At 69.2% G+C, this 17,326-nt stretch carries 15 protein-coding genes, 1 tRNA gene and 1 pseudogene; 10 read left to right on the forward strand and 7 right to left on the reverse strand.

Annotation, left to right across the window (positions count from 1 at the left end):
* Nucleotides 1-36: 36 nt before the first annotated feature.
* Both J7656_RS07680 and J7656_RS07685 read right to left on the reverse strand, forming a co-directional pair.
* Nucleotides 37-315 (reverse strand): UPF0058 family protein, encoded by a 279-nt coding sequence (locus tag J7656_RS07680; RefSeq protein WP_008442749.1) that lies wholly within the window; start codon nt 313-315, stop codon nt 37-39.
* A 93-nt stretch (nt 316-408) separates the two neighbouring features.
* Nucleotides 409-627, reverse strand: coding sequence for a ribbon-helix-helix domain-containing protein (locus J7656_RS07685; RefSeq protein WP_017343455.1), 219 nt, complete (start codon nt 625-627; stop codon nt 409-411).
* 242 nt (nt 628-869) lie between these two features.
* Here J7656_RS07685 and J7656_RS07690 point away from each other — a divergent pair, with 242 nt between their 5' ends.
* Complete coding sequence (locus tag J7656_RS07690; RefSeq protein ID WP_017343454.1) at nt 870-1,484, forward strand: sulfite oxidase-like oxidoreductase; 615 nt, start codon at nt 870-872, stop codon at nt 1,482-1,484.
* A gap of 113 nt (nt 1,485-1,597) precedes the next feature.
* A complete protein-coding gene (locus tag J7656_RS07695; RefSeq protein ID WP_211552970.1) occupies nt 1,598-2,992 on the forward strand; it encodes an isochorismate synthase in 1,395 nt (464 codons plus the stop codon).
* A gap of 26 nt (nt 2,993-3,018) precedes the next feature.
* On the opposite strand, the gene J7656_RS07700 is transcribed toward J7656_RS07695, so the two are convergent.
* Nucleotides 3,019-3,759, reverse strand: a complete 741-nt coding sequence (locus J7656_RS07700; RefSeq protein ID WP_211552971.1) for a proteasome assembly chaperone family protein — start codon at nt 3,757-3,759, stop codon at nt 3,019-3,021.
* 145 nt (nt 3,760-3,904) lie between these two features.
* On the opposite strand from J7656_RS07700, the gene J7656_RS07705 reads away from it, so the two are divergent.
* Both J7656_RS07705 and J7656_RS07710 read left to right on the forward strand, forming a co-directional pair.
* Nucleotides 3,905-4,852, forward strand: a complete 948-nt coding sequence (locus J7656_RS07705) for an RsmB/NOP family class I SAM-dependent RNA methyltransferase (RefSeq protein ID WP_017343451.1) — start codon at nt 3,905-3,907, stop codon at nt 4,850-4,852.
* A complete protein-coding gene (locus J7656_RS07710; protein ID WP_211552972.1) occupies nt 4,849-5,391 on the forward strand; it encodes a DUF7122 family protein in 543 nt (180 codons plus the stop codon). Before J7656_RS07705 ends, J7656_RS07710 begins: the two co-directional genes overlap by 4 nt.
* A gap of 25 nt (nt 5,392-5,416) precedes the next feature.
* On the opposite strand, the gene J7656_RS07715 is transcribed toward J7656_RS07710, so the two are convergent.
* Together J7656_RS07715 and J7656_RS07720 are read right to left on the reverse strand one after the other, a co-directional pair.
* The gene (locus J7656_RS07715; RefSeq protein ID WP_192812434.1) at nt 5,417-5,569 is read right to left on the reverse strand and encodes a hypothetical protein; all 153 of its coding nucleotides are present in this window, start codon (nt 5,567-5,569) and stop codon (nt 5,417-5,419) included.
* A 328-nt stretch (nt 5,570-5,897) separates the two neighbouring features.
* Complete coding sequence (locus J7656_RS07720; RefSeq protein WP_211552976.1) at nt 5,898-7,415, reverse strand: DUF790 family protein; 1,518 nt, start codon at nt 7,413-7,415, stop codon at nt 5,898-5,900.
* Nucleotides 7,416-7,989: 574 nt separating this feature from the next.
* Between J7656_RS07720 and J7656_RS07725 the strand changes: the two genes are divergently transcribed.
* Entirely contained in the window at nt 7,990-9,723 is a 1,734-nt protein-coding gene (locus J7656_RS07725; RefSeq protein ID WP_017343448.1) for a tRNA uridine(34) 5-carboxymethylaminomethyl modification radical SAM/GNAT enzyme Elp3, read from the forward strand.
* Nucleotides 9,724-9,753: 30 nt separating this feature from the next.
* Here the strand turns inward: J7656_RS07725 and J7656_RS07730 are convergent, their stop codons facing one another.
* Complete coding sequence (locus J7656_RS07730) at nt 9,754-11,085, reverse strand: S8 family peptidase (RefSeq protein ID WP_211552977.1); 1,332 nt, start codon at nt 11,083-11,085, stop codon at nt 9,754-9,756.
* Nucleotides 11,086-11,239: 154 nt separating this feature from the next.
* On the opposite strand from J7656_RS07730, the gene rqcH reads away from it, so the two are divergent.
* The 4 genes from rqcH (at nt 11,240) to J7656_RS07750 (ending at nt 16,348) form a co-directional block, all read left to right on the forward strand.
* Complete coding sequence (gene rqcH, locus J7656_RS07735; protein ID WP_211552978.1) at nt 11,240-13,429, forward strand: ribosome rescue protein RqcH; 2,190 nt, start codon at nt 11,240-11,242, stop codon at nt 13,427-13,429.
* 110 nt (nt 13,430-13,539) lie between these two features.
* Complete coding sequence (locus J7656_RS07740; protein WP_017343445.1) at nt 13,540-13,932, forward strand: DUF5820 family protein; 393 nt, start codon at nt 13,540-13,542, stop codon at nt 13,930-13,932.
* Between the two features lie 140 nt (nt 13,933-14,072).
* Nucleotides 14,073-15,572, forward strand: coding sequence for an amidophosphoribosyltransferase (purF, locus tag J7656_RS07745; protein WP_017343444.1), 1,500 nt, complete (start codon nt 14,073-14,075; stop codon nt 15,570-15,572).
* 98 nt (nt 15,573-15,670) lie between these two features.
* Complete coding sequence (locus tag J7656_RS07750) at nt 15,671-16,348, forward strand: halocyanin domain-containing protein (RefSeq protein WP_017343443.1); 678 nt, start codon at nt 15,671-15,673, stop codon at nt 16,346-16,348.
* Between the two features lie 28 nt (nt 16,349-16,376).
* Here the strand turns inward: J7656_RS07750 and J7656_RS07755 are convergent.
* Nucleotides 16,377-16,936, reverse strand: a pseudogene (locus tag J7656_RS07755) (DUF420 domain-containing protein).
* A gap of 164 nt (nt 16,937-17,100) precedes the next feature.
* Between J7656_RS07755 and J7656_RS07760 the strand changes: the two are divergent.
* Nucleotides 17,101-17,185 (forward strand) — tRNA-Leu (locus J7656_RS07760).
* Nucleotides 17,186-17,326: the final 141 nt, after the last annotated feature.

Consider the following 17,326-nt stretch of genomic DNA (forward strand, 5'->3'; position numbering starts at 1 on the left):
AGAGCGCGCCTCGACTCGTGACCGGAGCCTTCGGCCTCAGATCTTGTTCTCGGCGTCGTCAGCGAGCTCCTCCATCCGCTTGCCGACGCGGCCGGCGGGCGAGAACTCGTCTTCGCTCATCGCGTTCGCTAAGGCGTTACCGAGGACGAACACGGCGTGTTTGTGCTCGCTTTTCGACTTGTGGACGTGGGAAGGGTCGACCTCAAGCTCGTCGTAGGGGTCGAACAGCGAGCCGTCGACGGTCTCCTGCGCGCGGAAGTGTTCCATAATCGTCACCATCTGTTCGTGGAGTTCGAGCAGCTCGTCCTTGTGCATATCCACGGATACGGGTTGTATACCCTATAAGGGTTGTTGAGGGCGGTACGCACGGATCCGTGCCGCGCGCGGTTCGACGCGGGGGTCGTTCGCTCAGAAGACGTACTCGTCTTCGTGGCCCATCATCCCCTCCTCCTCGAACCCGCTGTTGGAGTCGTCGTCGTCCCGGGGACCGCTCGTCTTGTACGCCTTGATGCCAGTCGACAGCAGCTCCTCGACCGCCTCCTCCCGGTTGAGGAACTCTCCCTCCTCGACCATCTGGGCGATCTGCATCTCCAGATGCTCCGGCACGGTTATCTTCACTCGTGGCATTTGCTGTCCGGGTCTTGTGGCATGGCGTATATAAAATTGGCGTCGGAGATCCGCGTATATGAAAATTCAAGACGACGACTCAAAAGCTCATTTTTGATCTTCTGAATACGCGTTAGAGATGTACGAACCCGGGCCGCACTCCTTCCAGCGCCGGGGGCGTTCCCGTCGAGCGCGGCGCGCTCGGACGCCCGACCGGCTCCGAGAGCGACATTCATACGTCGGTCCGGGCCGAACAGAGCCGCATGACAGAGTCCGGCGTCGAGGCCGCCGAGGATCTCACCGACCTCTACCGCGAGTACGGCGACGACCGGCTCCCGCCGGGGCAGCGCGAGACCGACGGTTTCCCGGTCCTCTCGAAGAGCGGAACGCCCTCGTGGAACCCGGAGACGTTCGAGCTCGAGCTGTGGGGCGCCGTCGAGGAGCCGCGCTCGTTCACGCTCGACGAGTTCCGCGACCTGCCGGCCGTCACCCAACGGCAGGACTTCCACTGCGTGACGGGGTGGAGCAAGTTCGACTGCGAGTTCACCGGGGTCGCGTTCGCGGACCTGGCCGAGCGCGCCGGCGTCCGCGACGAGGCGGAACACGTGATGTTCCACTCGCTGGACGGCTACACCACCGACCTCCCGCTCGACGAGTGTACGAAGCCGGGCGTCCAGCTCGCGTACGGCTTCGACGGCGACGACCTCCCGGCCGACCACGGCGGGCCGATCCGGGTCGTCACGCCGCACAAGTACGCGTACAAGGGCGCGAAGTGGGTCTCGGGCGTGGAGTTCCTCACCGAGCCCGAACTCGGCTACTGGGAGAAGCGCGGGTACAGCGACACGGCGAACCCCTGGAACGAGGAGCGGTACAGCTAATCGCGGGCCGCTCGCCGTTCGAGTTCCGTTCTCCACTCTCACCGCGTCGATTTCCCCCGTCCGCTCCGCCCCGATAGTCAGGATAAAGGGTCCCCGGTCCCGACTCGATACGCATGGAACGGGCGCGCTCTCGGTCGTCGCCGCCGCTGGTCAGCCGGACTACGGCGGTCGACGAACCGGCGTTCGCGGGGGCGTTCGACGCGCTCCCGTCGCCGCGCACGACCTGGAGCGCGCCCGACGACGCGCTGGTGCTCGGCGGCGGCGCGGCCGCGACGCTCACCGCCGACGGCGGCGACCGGTTCGGGGCGATCCGGGAGGCAGCGACCGAGCTGTTCGAGTCGGGTGATGTCCACGCCGGCACCGAGGCGGCTCGTCCCCGCGTCTTCGGGGGGTTCGCCTTCCACGAGGGCGCCTGCGACGGCGACCCGTGGGGGCCGTTTCCGGAGGCGCGGTTCGTGTTACCGCGGGTCCAGCTGACGATAGCGGACAACGGCGCGTGGCTCACCGTCAACGCGGTCGGCGCCGACGCGGACGCGTCCGCCGTTGAGGACCGCTTGGCGCGCGAGGTCGACCGGTTCGCCGCGCTCGACCGACGCGACTCCGGGGAGACGGGCGAGAGCGCGGCCGCCTCTCGGCCGCCCCGCCCGGGGATCAGCGAGAGCCGCCGGACGACGAGCCGCGAGGCGTGGCGCGAGAGCGTCGGCGCCGCGGTCGACCGGATCCGCGACGGCGACCTCCGGAAGGTGGTGTTGGCGCAGGCGCTGGAGGCCGACCTCGCGGCCGACTTCCCGCGCGCGGCGACGCTCGAACGCCTCGCGGAGAAGTACCCGGACTGCCACCGCTACTGGTTCGAGCCGGACGGGGGGGACAGCGCCTTCTTCGGCGCCACGCCGGAGCGGTTAGTCTCGCTCCGCGGCCGCACCGTCGAGACCGACGCGCTCGCCGGGACGACCGGGCGCGGCGAGACGCCGGCAGAAGACGAGTGGCTCGCGCAGGAGCTCCTCGACGACGAGAAGAACGTCCACGAGCACGAGCTCGTCGCTGAGACGGTCCGCGACCAGCTGGAGCCGTTCGCGGCGTCGGTCTCCGCGGGCGAGCGCCGCGTCCGGCGGCTCGCGACGGTCCAGCACCTCCATACGCCGATCACCGCCGAGCTCGACGCGGACCGCCACGTCCTCGACCTCGTCGAGGCGCTCCACCCGACGCCCGCGGTCGGCGGGCTCCCGCCGGACCGCGCGCTGGCGACGATCCGCGAGACGGAGCCGTTCGACCGCGGCTGGTACGCCGCGCCGGTCGGCTGGATCGACGCCGCGGGCAACGGTGCGTTCGCGGTCGCGATCCGCTCGGCCGTGGCGAGCCGCCGGCGGGCCACGCTGTTCGCCGGCGTCGGCATCGTCTCCGACTCCGACCCCGACCGCGAGTGGGACGAGGTCCAGCTGAAGTACCGGCCGATCCTCGACGAACTGGAGGGCGACGGCGAGGAAGACGCCGACCGGGGCGGTCGGTAGCGCGCCCCGCCGCGAACGGGACGCCGCTACTGGAACATCTTCAGCGGCTCGGCCTGCGAGCTCTCCTCTGTCGCCTGCCGCATCCGCTCGGCGAGCTGCTGTTTCGCGTTCCGGATCTCGGTCGCCTGCTCGACGAGCCCGTCGGTCGGCGTCTCGATCCCCGCGATGGGGTCGATACCGTCGGCGATGAGCACCCGCGCCGCCTCGGGGTCGGGGAACTTCGGGTCCGACTCGACGACGAGCCCGACCGCGTCGCGGTCGTTTTCGAGCGCCGCCGCGAGCATCGCGCCCGTCGGGCCGGAGACGAGCCCGGACTCGGACGGTTCGGACACTTTCGCGCGCCCGAGCGCCTCGGCGCCGTTTCCGGTCGCGATCCCGTACAGGTCCGGCGGCGCCTCGCCCTTCTCGCGGCCGAGCCCCGACAGGAAGACCGGGAACAGCTCGGCCTCGTCGAACCACGAGCCGAGGCACGCCGCGACCTCCGTCGCCGCGGCCGGGTTGACGGGCACGTCGCTGCGGAGCGCGACGAGGTCGTTCTCGGGGTCCGCGTACAGCCGCACGGGCGTCGTCGCGGCCGTCTCGGACTCGCGGTAGACGGCCACCGGCGGGAGCCCGTCGCAGTGGACGTTCGCGTAGTGGGTCATCTCGTGAACGTCGATCATGTGGTCGGTCGCGATCTTCCCGACGAGGCCGACGCCGGGGAACCCCTCGATCAGGGTGGGCTCGTCCAGCGAGACGTCGTCGTCAAGGACGGAGATGCGTGCCATGCGCGCCCCTACGCCCGGGGCGGACCTAAAGGTGCGGCGCGGGGCGGTTCCGGAGGCGGGACACGCGGCGGAGATACAGGCGAGATGCGGGGCGACGGCGCGCGAGTCCCGAAACCGTCTAACGGCCCGCCGCGAAAGTGGAGCCATGAATCCGCTCGACCGATACGAGCCGCTCGTCGACGACGTCGACGCGTTCCGGGCGGCGTGCGACCGGCCCCTCCCCTCGGTCGTGCGCACGAACGGCATCGCGGCGACCCCGGACCGCGTCCGTGAGGCGTTCGACGACGAGGGCGTCGCCTACGAGCCGGTCGACTGGCACGACGGCCTCTTCCGGCTCCCGGACGGGAACCCCGGCGGCAACTGGCCGTACGTCCACGGCTGGACGCACGGCCAGGAGGAGGTGTCCGTGCTGCCGACGCTCGCGCTCGACCCGCAGCCGGGCGAGCGCGTCTGGGACGCCTGCGCGGCGCCCGGCAGCAAGACGACCCAGATCGCGGACGCGATGGACGACGAGGGAACGGTCGTCGCCAACGACAACAACCTCGGGCGGCTCTCGGCGCTCCGGCACAACGCCGAGCGGCTGGGGATTACGAATACGATCGTCACGAACCAGGACGCCCGCAACTTCTCGACGAAGCCGCTGGCGTTCGACGAGTTCGACCGCGCGCTCGTGGACGCGCCCTGCTCCTGTGAGGGCACCTGCCGCAAGAACCCGGACGTCTTAGACCAGTGGACGCTCGGCCACGTCGACGCGGTCGCGGGGATCCAGAAGGGGATCCTGGCCCGGGCCGTCCAGGCGACCCGGCCGGGCGGCGTCGTCGTCTACTCCACGTGTACGTTCGCACCCGAGGAGAACGAGGCCGTCCTCGACCACGTCCTCGCGAACGAGGACTGCGAGCTGGTGGAGTTCGACCTGCCGCTCGAAACCGACCCCGGCGTCACCGAGTGGGACGGCGAGGCGTACGACGAGTCGGTGACGCGCGCGAAGCGCATTTATCCGCACCGCAACGACACGGGCGGGTTCTTCTGTGCGAAGTTACGCGTGGGCGGCGAGGCAGATGAGAGCGCGAGCGACGGCGAGGTGGCCGCATGAGCGACGACGAACCGGGAGCGGCACCCACCAACGACGGGCAGCAGTTCGATCGCCTCCCCGAGACGCCCGCCGACCGAGAGATCGAGGGCCGCGCGAGCCGCGCGGAAGTCCTCGATTGGTGGGACGAGCGGTTCGGGATCGAGAAAGAGGTGTTCGAGGAATACAGCTTCTGGGAGAAGGGGGCGGGGAAGATCTGGATCTTCAACGGCGAGGCGACCGACCCGAGCGAGGTGGAGGCTGTCGGAATGACGTTCCTCCGGACGCGGCAGGAGCACTGGAAGCCGACCGGGCGTGCGGTCTCGCGGTTCGGATCGCGCGCGACGAAGAACGTGATCGAACTGGATCCGGCGCAAGCGGCTACCTTCGCGGCGGGGGATGATCAGGACATCCCCGAGTGGGACGGCGACTGGGGATACCTGATCGCGACTCACGAGGTTGCTGGTGAACGCGTGCCGATCGGGGTGGGGCTGTATTTATACGACGAACTGCGCTCCGTGGTCCCGAAGGGCAGTCGGGCCGACCTGCCCGTCGTGGAGTGACGGATCGCGTTCGCACGTCGATTTACTACTTATAAATGGCTGATCGCGGATCGGCGGAGAACACCTCCAAAGCCATAGCCGCTCGCTTATAAATGGCTGATCGCGGATCGACGGCGAACACCGCCAAAGCCCCAGCCGCTCGCTTATAAATGGCTGATCGCGGATCGACGGCGAACACCGCCAAAGCCCCAGCCGCTCGCTTATAAATGGCTGATCGCGGATCGACGGCGAACACCGCCAAAGCCCCAGCCGCGAGGCCGCCGTACGCTCGTTGCGCTCCTCAGTCGCTCGCTTCGCTCGCTCCCTCCGGTGCTTACGTCGCCTACGGCGGCCTCGCGGCTGCCCCTTTGAGTCCCACCCGCCCGCACAGCGACCGCACCTCACGCCTCCCCAGCCTCGTCAGTCGCCGTCGCTTCGCTCCGGCGACTGACTCCCTCGCACGCGCTCCTCGCGGTCGCCGGGGGCGACCGCTCGGAGGCGCGCGCCACCGCATCGGTTTAAATAGCTTATTCCGATTTCTCCCGAACTGTCCCGCCGCCGAGCCCCTCCCACTCGACCCGATAGCCGAGCCGCGAGAGCGCGGCGCTCGCGTCGTCGACGCCGTACTCGTCGAGGGTCGCTTCGGCCTCCGAGAGCGCCATCCCGGCCTCGATTTCCTCGGCGAGCGTCTCTATCACCGCCGGCCGCACGAGCGTCCGCCCGATTCGCTCGTGGTCGGGGAACGACTTGTCCGCTAGCGCCTCGACGCTCACGCCGCGCTCGTCAGCGAGGTTGTCAAGGCCGATGGCGTCGGCGTCGGGCGAGAGGGTGTCGGGGAGGTCGGCGGCCGCGTCCGCGACGAACTCGGCCTCGTACTCGCGGAGCACGTCGACGACGTCCTTCACGCGCACCGTCCCGGAGTAGGTGACGACGCGGTGGTCGCGGGCCGCGATCTCCTCGCCGACGCCGAGGCTCTCGTCGACGGCCACGAGGAGGTCAACGTCCTCCACGTCCGCGAGCTGGCCGAGCTTCTTTTCGACGTACTCGGGCGTCCAGAAGCCCATCACCTCGAAGAAGAGCCTGAAGTCGGCATGGTCGTAGTCGAAGGCGAAGTCCGGGATCATCACGCTCGCGCCGGTTTCGAGCGGCTCCGGCTCGCGAACCAGGGTCCAGTCGAGGTCGAGCCCGCGGACGCGCCCGGCGAAGTCTGCCTCGACCCCGCTGTCGAAGTCGGGCTCCGCGACGGGCTCAACGTCGGGCACCGTCACGTCGCCGTCCGAGAGGCGCATCGTGCGCTCGCGGCCGCGGTCGTCGATCGTCGCCTCAAGCGACCACTCCGCCGACTCCGCGGCCGTCCGGAGCAGCCGCGCGAAGGCGGTCCCGTAGCGTCGCGTGCGCGAGAACAGCCGGTCCGGGCCGGTGACGACGAGCTCGCGGCCCTCCGGCGTCTTCTCGACCTCGTACATCAGTCGGAGTCGCTTGACGGCGGAGACGAGCCGTTTCGGGTCGTTCGACCGCACGCGGACCTCGGTGGCGTCGAACAGCGCGGTCTGGGCCAAGGAGAGGTCGTACTGCGCCAAGAGCGCGTCCGGGTCCCACCGCACGTCGGCGTCGACGAGGACCTGCTCGACGTCGCGGTCGGCGTACAGCGAGGCGTCCACCGCCTCGGACTCGATCCCGAGCGCGTCGGCCGCGCGCTCGACCGCGACCTCCCGCTCCGCCTCGCTCGCGACGCCGATCGCCTCCGCCGCCTCGAACGCGGCCCGGCGGACGCGACGCGGCGGGACCGGCGCGCGCGTCTCGAACTCGCACTCGCGCTCGACGAGCGCCGCGAGCCCGCGGACGAGCTTGAAGTCGCCGTTCCGCGCGGCGGCGTCGGCCTCCAGCTCCGCCAGCGCGTCGTCGAGGTCGCCGCGCCGCTCGCCGACGTGCGACTCGAACGCCCCGAGGACGCGGGCCGCGAGCGGACGGTGTTCCCGGCCGGTGAACTGCGGGCGGTAGCCGCCGCCCGCCCGGGAGACGCGCAGGAGGTCCTTCCGTAGCACGAGGCGGGGTACGCTGCGCCCGGCCTAAAACGAGCGGGTTCGGTTCCAACCCCCGAACCTGTGGTCGCGGTGGCGCGTGCCCGCGAGGCCGCATCGCGGCCGAGCGGCACGCGCGAGGGAGTCGGCGGCGACCGTCGGGAGCCGCCGACGAGGCTGGGGAGGCGCGAGGTGCGGTGCGGTCGCGGGGCTGTGCGGGGCGGGATTCAAAGGGGCAGCCGCGAGGAGACCGTAGGCGACGCAAGCACCGCAGCGAAGGAACGGAGTGACTGAGCGAGGAGCACAGCGAGCGTACGGTCTCCTCGTGGCTGGGGCTTTGGAGGTGTTCGCGGCCGATCTACGGTTAGTCATCTGTAGCCGAGCGACTGGGGCTTCGGTGGTGTCGCTCGCCGAGTTGTCTGATTTAAACCCCTGTACAGCCGATCGGCCGAGGGGTTGGAGTTCGTTTCGTCGAGGCGGGAGACGAGGTGTCGTGTGCTCGGATCCGTGGTACCGACTCTCGCTCTGCTGCCGACGCGCACCCCTCTCACGTATTGGTGCGACACGCTTAACTCCGAAACCCGTCGATCGGAGCGTAATGAGTACCGACGCGGCGGGCGACGCCGAGTCCGACGACGCCGCCGGAGACGCCGACCCCGCTGACTCCGAGGCGTTCGTCCGCACCTGCGAACACCTCGTCGACCGCATCCTCGACGGGGAAATCAAGCGCGACGACCTCGAACGCGCCAAGCTCGACGCCTGCTCGGAGTTCGGCTCGCCGAAGGTGCCGAAGAACACCGAGATCCTCGACCACGCGCCCGCCGAACACCGCGACGACGTGATCGAGGTGGTCCAGCGGAAGCCCGTCCGGACCGCCTCGGGCGTCTCGCCCGTCGCGATCATGACCTCGCCGGAGCTGTGTCCGCACGGGAAGTGCCTCTACTGTCCCGGCGGGCCGGCCTCGGAGTTCTCCTCGGCGCAGTCGTACACGGGCCACGAGCCGGCCGCCGCCCGCGGCGAGCAGAACGACTACGACCCGTACGGGCAGGTCACGCTCCGGCTCGAACAGCTCCGGAAGATCGGGCACCCGGTCGACAAGGTCGAGCTAATCTTGATGGGCGGGACGATGACGGCCCGCTCGCACGACTACCAGGAGTGGTTCGTCAAGCGCGCGCTGCAGGCGATGAACGACTACGACCTCGACAAGGAGCCGGAGCCGGCCGAGGGGGAGTCGTTCGCGCCGGACCCCGAGGCGACCGAGTTCGAGTACCTCGAGGACGTGATCGCCGAAAACGAGACCAACGAGATCCGCAACATCGGCACTACCTTCGAGACGAAGCCCGACTGGTGTGACCCGGAGCAGATCGACCGGATGCTCGATCTCGGCGGCACGAAGGTCGAGGTCGGCGTCCAGACCACCTACGAGCGCATCAACCGCGAGATGCACCGCGGGCATGGTAACGAGGCCTCCCGCAACGCGAACCGCCGCCTGCGCGACGCCGCGTTCAAGGTCGGCTTCCACATGATGCCGGGCCAGCCGGGGATGACCCGCGAGATGTGCCTGGAGGACTTCCGGCAGCTGTTCGAGAACCCGGACTGGCGCCCCGACTACCTGAAGATATACCCCACCCTCGTCGTCGAGGGGACCCGCGTGTACGACCGCTGGCGCCGCGACGACTTCGACCCGCTCACGAGCGAGGAGGCGGCCGACCTCGTCGCCGACGCCATGGACCACATCCCGAAGTACACGCGGCTCCAGCGCGTCCAGCGCGACATCCCCGCGGACTTCATCGACGCGGGCGTCCAGAAGTCGAACCTCCGCCAGCTCGCGGCCCAGCGCGCCGAGGAGAAGGGGATCGTCCAGCGCGACGTCCGCGCCCGGGAGGTCGGGCACAACGACGCCGATCCGGACCCCGACGACGTCGAACTCGACGTGCTCACCTACGAGGCCGGCGGCGGCACCGAGCACTTCATCTCCTTCGAGGACCCGGTCCGCGACCTGCTCGTCGGCTTCTGTCGCCTGCGGTTCCCCTCCTTCGCCCCGGACCAGCCCGGCGCGCCGGGCACCGAGGGCGACCCGATCCGCCCGGAGCTCGAAGACGCCGCCTTGGTCCGCGAGCTCCACGTGTACGGCAACGAGGTCGGCATCGGCGGCGACGGCGACTGGCAGCATCAGGGGTACGGGACGAAGCTCTTAGAACGCGCCGAGGAACTGTCCCGCGACGCCGGCTACGAGAAAATCGCGGTCATCTCCGGCATCGGCGCCCGCGAGTACTACCGGAACAAGCTCGGCTACCGACAGGACGGGCCGTACGTGTCGAAGCGATTGTAGCCCCCAAAATCGGGGTTCGGTGACCGGCGCTCAGAGTGCGTCGACGACGTTGAGGTAGCCGGCGCCGTAGTACTCCTTCCCGTAGTCGTCGGGCACCTCGGCGGCCTTCTTCAGCGCGGCCTCGACCTGGTTCGCGTTGTAATCCGGATTCGCCGATTTGACGAGGGCCGCCGCGCCCGCGACGTTCGGCGCCGCCATCGAGGTTCCGGCCTTCCAGCCGTATCCTGGGACCTGCTCTGATTCGCCGTCCTCGTCTGTTTCTACCGAGAACACCGTGTTGAACACGAGGTCGTACGCGTACGCCGGGACGCCACCGACCGGATCCCCTATGGAGAGATCGTAGTCGCCGCCGGGAGCGCCCAGCGTGACCGCGTTGGTCCCGTAGTTGGTGTAGACCGCCGGGCTCTCCGCGGGGCTGTTCACGTCGTCGAGGTCGAACGAGAGGCCGTAGCCGATCGGGCCGGTAGAGGCGACCGACACCGCCTGCGCGCCCTCGTTCGGGAGGCTGATGAGGTTCTTATCGTGCTGGAGATCGGCGCTGTCGTTGCCGGCAGCGATGACGAGCAGCGTCCCCTCCTTATTTGCGTACGTCATCGCGCTGTTGAGGACCTTTCCGTAGAACTGCCCGTTCGCCTGTCGCGGCACGGGATACGCCCCCAGCGAGAGGTTCGCCACGTCCGCGTCGATGTTCGCGCTGTAGACGACCGCCGCGAGGATGTCACCGAACGACGCACCGTCTCCCGCCGAGAACACCCGACAGTCGACGAGGTCGGTCTTCGGGGCGGTCCCGTTGACACCGGTCCCGCCGCCGTTGTCCGCGGCGACGATACCGGCGACGTGCGTCCCGTGATCGTCGCCGCCGACGGGGTTGTGGTCGCCGCCGTCGTCGGTGAAGTTCCGGGAGAGGTCGAGGTTCAGGGGTCCCTCCAGATCGGGGTGCGTTTCGAGTACGCCCGAGTCGATTACGGCGACCCGTGTCCCTTCGCCTTCGGTTGTCTCGTGAGCTTCTGGGACGTTTTGGTCGATTTTGTCCCACTGTAGGACATCGTTGGGGCCCTCGTAGTCGGCCTCATCGAGCGTTGGAACGTCGTCGTTCACGCCCGGCGAGTCGAGTTCGATCTGTACGTCCGCCTCGTAGCTCTTGACCGACCGCTTTACCGCCGACTCGTCGCCTCGGACGACAGAGTAGTTGATCCCGGGCATCTCGTGGACGACCGTCAGGTCGCTCAGGTCGGCCTTGCCCTTCGTCGAGACGATGAACCGATCGGTCCGCTCCGCGGCCGTGACCGTCGTTCCGGCCGCTATCCCGCCGATCAGCGATCCGCTCACCTTGAGAACGTCACGCTTGGTAACGTTGAGCATATGAGCGTTGATTGTACCAAATTAACATATAATTTTCTCACAACTCTTATGTAGGATAATATCAACTGCGGCGCGAAATCGCGCTGGTGTCCGCAACGCCTGGCTCGCTGCCACAACGACACGCCTTTTTCCGGCCCGCCGGTTGCTATGGAGTATGGACCAGAAGCGGGAGCTGTCGAGCATCGACCTCGCCGCGCTCGTCACCGAGCTGAATCGGTACGAGGGCGCGAAGGTCGACAAGGCGTACCTCTACGACGACGACCTGCTCCGGCTGAAGCTGCGCGACTTCGACCGCGGCCGCGTCGAGCTCATGATCGAGGTCGGGGACATCAAACGGGCGCACGCCGCGGACCCAGACCACGTCGCGGACGCGCCGGGGCGCCCGCCGAACTTCGCGAAGATGCTGCGGAACCGGCTGTCGGGCGCCGACTTCGCGGGCGTCGAGCAGTACGAGTTCGACCGCATCCTCACCTTCGAGTTCGAGCGCGAGGACCAGAACACGACGCTCGTCGCGGAGCTGTTCGGCCAGGGCAACGTCGCCGCGCTCGACGAGACGGGCGAGGTGATCGGGGCGCTGTCGACGGTGCGGCTCAAGTCCCGCACCGTTGCGCCCGGCTCGCAGTACGAGTACCCGGCCTCGCGGCTCAACCCGCTCGACGTGAGCCGCGGCGCCTTCGACCGCCACATGCGCGAGTCGGACAGCGACGTCGTCCGGACGCTCGCCACGCAGCTGAACCTCGGCGGCCTGTACGCCGAGGAGGTGTGTACCCGGGCCGGCGTGCCGAAGGAGACGCCGATCGAGGAGGCGACCGACGACCAGCTCGGGGCGCTCCACGACGCGCTCGCCCGGATCGACGAGCGGCTCCGCTCGGGCGACGTCGACCCCCGCGTGTACGAGGAGGAACTGTCCGGCGACGAGGCGGACGACCGCGACCCCCGCGTCGTCGACGTGACGCCGTTCCCGCTCGCCGAGCACGAGGGCCTGCCGAGCGTCGGGTTCGACTCCTTCAACGCCGCCGTCGACGAGTACTTCCACCGGCTGGGGAGCGAGGAGACCGACGACGGCGAGGCTCCGGCGGACGCGAGCGCATCCCGCCCGGACTTCGAGGAGGAAATCGCCAAACAGGAGCGGATCATCGAACAGCAGAAGGGAGCGATCGAAGGGTTCGAGGAGCAGGCGCAGGCGGAGCGGGAGCGCGCGGAGCTGCTGTACGCCCACTACGACCTCGTCGACGAGGTGATCTCGACGGTGCGCGAGGCCCGCGCAAACGAGGTGCCGTGGGACGAGATAGCCGAGACCCTCGACGCCGGCGCGGAGCGAGGCATTCCGGCCGCTGAGGCGGTCGTCGACGTCAACGGCGGCGAGGGCACGGTGACGGTCGAGCTCGAAGAGGAGGGCGACGACGGGGGGACGGTGACGGTCGAACTCGACGCGAGCGAGGGCGTCGAGGTCAACGCCGACCGCCTCTACCGGGAGGCGAAGCGCGTCGAGGAGAAGAAGGCGGGCGCGCAGGAGGCGATCGAGTCGACCCGTGAGGAGCTGGAGGCCGTCAAAGAGCGCAAGCGGGAGTGGGAGGAGCAGCAGGCGGCCGACGACGGAGGTGATGGCGACGGGGGGAACGGCGAGGACGAGGAGGACGACGAGGAGTACGAGACGGACTGGCTTGCCCGCTCCTCGATCCCGATCCGGAGCCCGGACGACTGGTTCGAGCGGTTCCGCTGGTTCCACACCTCCACCGGCTACCTCGTCATCGGCGGGCGCAACGCCGACCAGAACGAGGAGCTGGTGAAGAAGTACATGGGGAAACACGACCGGTTCTTCCACACGCAGGCGCACGGGGGGCCGGTGACCCTGTTGAAGGCGTCCGGTCCGTCGGAGTCGGCCGACCCGGTCGATTTCTCGGAGGAGACGCTGCGGGAGGCCGCCCAGTTCGCCGTCTCGTACTCGTCGGACTGGAAGGACGGCCGCGGCGCGGGCGACGCGTACATGGTCGAGCCTGACCAGGTGTCGAAGACGCCCGAGAGCGGCGAGTACATCGAGAAGGGGAGCTTCGTGATCCGCGGCGACCGCACCTACTTCGAGGACGTCGCCTGCCGGATCGCGGTCGGCGTCCAGTGTGAGCCGGTCACCCGCGCCATCGGCGGGCCGCCGTCGGCGATCGTCGATCGCGCGGCCGCGCACATCACCTTCGAGCCGGGGATGTACGCGCAGAACGACGCCGCGATGATGGCCTACCGGAACCTCAAAAAGCGGTTCAACGACCAGTCGTTCGTCCGCAAGGTTGCCAGCGCGGACCAGCTTCAGGAGTTCCTCCCACCGGGCGGCTCTGACATCGTCGACTGAGGCTCGTCGTCGGCTGGGGCTCGTCGGCAGCGAGGCCCCGTCGTCGACCGTGGATCGACTCCCCTCTCCCGAGCGCGACGTTTTCAAGCCTTGGCGACCGAGGCGGAGCCATGAGCTTCGAATCGCTGCCGGAGGGGTGGCGGGTGTGGAACGAGGAGCCCAGCGGGCGGGCGATCCTCGTCTACCGCCCCGACGTCTTCGGGAGCGGCGACCTCCCCGACGAGTGTCTCCCGACTATCTACCTGACGAACGGCGCTCGGAACGCGCGTCCCGGCTCCGGTCAGTACGCGACCGAGGAGTGGCACGTCGTTCTCTTCTTGGAGCCCGAGGTCGAGGCTGTCTCTGAGACCTACGAGAGCCGCGAGGCGGGCGCGGCCGGCGCGGTCGACGTCGCCGAGCGGTTCGTCGCGGGCGAGGTGGACTACCGGGGCGCGTATCAGGTGCCGCGGGAGGACTACTTCACGCGCCTCGACGAGTTCGTCGGCGGCGAGGAGCCGGCGTGAGCGGCGGCGGTCGAACCGCGTGACCGCGCGGCGACGCGAGGGCGTTTGTATCCACGATTACGCATAACTCGGCCCAACGTAGCGGCCGATACGCCACGAACACGAGGATTTTTATCGCCGCCCGCCCCACCGTCGCGTACATGAACGCCGGTGGGGACTACGGCGGCGACGAACCGCGGGAGAAGTGCGGCGTCGTCGGCGTCTCGCTCGAGGACCGGGAGGCCGCGCGACCGCTGTACTACGCGCTGTACGCGCTCCAACACCGCGGCCAGGAGTCGGCCGGGATCGTCACGCACGACGGGTTCCAGCAGCACAGCCACGTCGAGCGCGGCCTCGTCGGCGACGCCTTCGAGGCGGGGGACCTCGCGTCGCTGTCGGGCGGCACCGGCATCGGTCACGTGCGCTACCCGACAGCGGGGAGCCTCGACAAGAGCTGCGCGCAGCCGTTCTCGGTCTCCTTCAAGTCCGGCTCGCTCGGGCTCTCGCACAACGGGAACCTCGTCAACGCCGACGAGGTGCGCGAGGAGTTAGCGGCGGCGGGCCACGCGTTCACCTCCGACGGCGACACCGAGGTGATCGCCCACGACCTCGCGCGCAACCTCCTCGAAGAGGACCTCGTCCGGGCGGTCAAACATACGATGAACCGCATCCACGGCTCCTACTCGCTGGCGATCACCCACGACGACACCGTCCTCGGCGTCCGGGACCCGCTCGGCAACCGCCCGCTGTGTCTCGGCAAGATCGACGGCGGCTACGTCATCGCCAGCGAGTCGGCCGCCATCGACACGCTCGACGGAGAGCTGATCCGCGACGTCCGCCCCGGCGAGCTCGTCGTCCTCGACCCCGACGGCACCGGCTACGACACGTACCAGCTGGTCGAGCGCGAGTCGACCGCCCACTGCTTCTTCGAACACGTCTACTTCGCCCGCCCCGACTCCGTCATCGACGAGAGCCTCGTCTACGAGGTGCGGCGGAAGCTCGGCCGGAAGCTCTGGGAGGAGTCTGGCGTCGAGTCCGACGTGGTGATGCCTGTCCCCGACTCCGGGCGCGCGTTCGCCTCGGGCTACGTGGACGCCGCGGGCGAGACCACCGCCGACGGCGAGCCGCGGGCGGCCGACGACGGCGGCGTGGAGTTCGCCGAGGGGCTGATGAAGAACCGGTACGTGGGCCGGACGTTCATCATGCCGACGCAGGACGAACGCGAGCGCGCGGTCCGGCTGAAGCTGAACCCGATCCGCTCGACGGTGGAGGGGAAGTCGGTCACCATCATCGACGACTCCATCGTCCGCGGCACGACCTCGACCCAGCTCGTCGAACTGGTGCGCGAGGCGGGCGCCGAGGAGGTCCACCTCCGGATCGGCGCGCCGCCGATCCTCGCGCCCTGCTACTTCGGCATCGACATGGCGACGCGCGACGAGCTGATCGCCGCCGACGCCTCGACCGAGGAGATCCGGCAGGAGGTGGGCGCGGACTCGCTGTCGTACCTCTCGATCGACGCGGTCGCGGAGGCGCTCGGCGAGAGCCGGGCCGACCTCTGTCTCGGCTGCGTCACCGGCGAGTACCCGTTCGACGTCGAGGGCGAGGCGACCGACCGCGACGTCGACGCGCCGGTCTCGGACCCGACACCGGCGGACGATTAGCGCTCCTTTTCCGCGTCGATCCTACACACGTTCGCCGCCGGTCTGACCGCTCGGAACGTATCGGGGGCTTAAATACGCTCACGGCCAGACGTGGAGCTATGACACGGAACGCCGACGCTGCCGAGGACGACGCCGCGTCGATGAGCCGCCGCGGGTTCTTCCGCGCCGGGGCCGCCGGGGCGGCGGTCGCCGCGGGCGTCGCGGCCGGAAGCGGGACCGCGGCCGCCCAGTACGACGGGTGGCTGGAGGGCGTCAGCAACTACGACGGCACCCACGACTACCGCGGGCAAGACGAGGTCACCGTCGAGGTCGGCGCGGGCGAGAACGGACTCCGATTCGGCCCCGCCGCGATCCTCATCGACCCGGGCGCGACCGTCGTCTGGGAGTGGACGGGCGCGGGCGGCAATCACAATGTCGTCGCGAGCGACGAGACCTTCGACAGCGGGTCGCCGGTCGGCGAGGAGGGGTCGACCTTCGAGTACACCTTCGAGGACGCGAGCGACGGCGACGCGTTCAACTACCTCTGCGAGCCGCACGAGGCGGTGGGAATGAAAGGCGTCGTCGCGGTCGGCTCCGTCGACGACGACCTCGTCGATCCGCAGGCGGAGGGCGGGTCCGGTGAGGGCGGCTCCGGCGAGAGCGGAGGCGGCGGAAGCGGAAACGGCGGCCTCTCCGCGAGCGACATCGGGACGCTGGCGCTCGGCTTCGGCTTCGCCGGCGCGCTGCTCGTCCCGCTGTTCTACGCGGCCCACCAGATGGCCGAGCGGAACGCGTAGTCGACCGGCGTCTGTCGCGGCTTTTCGGTCAGTACAGATGGTACAGCAGCAGGTACACGCCGATCCCCATCGTGAAGGAGATCAGCCAGAGGACGGCGCCGACGAACCCGACCTGCGAGTGCCGCGTGTGGTAGAGTTCCTCGTACGGGCGGGTCACGGCGAGGAAGAGCGCGTGGAAGACGAACGGGACGCAGACGATCGCGAGCAGGATGTGGACCGCGAGGAACGGGAGGTAGACGTACGAGTAGACGAGCTCCGGACCGGGGAACTCGGTCGTGCCGACGTGGATCAGCCGGTAGAGGTACGCGCCGAGGAACGCGGCGAACAGCGCGAAGGAGGTTACCATGAAGTTCCGGTGGCGCTCGACGTTCCCGCGGGAGATCTCTCGCCAGCCGAGGAGGATCGTGGCGATGGCGGTCGCGGAGACGGCGGCGTTGAAATGGGGGATCGCGGCGAGGACGGCGTCGCTCGCGCGCGGCAGCAGCGAACTCGGGATGACGCCCCCACCGCGCCGAACACAAGCGCGAGCGCGACGCCGGAGGCGACGGCGGTCAGGACGGAGACGTTCTCGCGGGCCCAGTCGGACATACTCGTGGGGTAGGACGCGACCCCCAAACGCGTGCCGGTTGCGGTCGCCGAGTCGCGGCCGCGTCCGGCCGCTCGGCGGTCTGCGAAACCCCGCCACGCTCCCACCAAATGGAAGGGCTTTTAATTAGGGGAAGGGTACGTGGAGACGCGACAGAACACCGCGAGCGTGGGTAGCCAAGCCAGGCCAACGGCGCAGCGTTGAGGGCGCTGTCCTGTAGAGGTCCGCCGGTTCAAATCCGGTCCCACGCATCGCACGGGGTACACCCCCACGATGCACGGTGTTGTCTACACGACAGCACCCACGCACAATTCCTTTCGATGCTACGCGAGAAGTGACAAGTACGATCGGAACGCTGTGGTCGTGAACACCGCCGACGTCCCAGTCGATTG

It is taken from the genome of Halorubrum ruber, assembly GCF_018228765.1.
GTDB classification, from domain to species: Archaea; Halobacteriota; Halobacteria; order Halobacteriales; family Haloferacaceae; genus Halorubrum; species Halorubrum ruber.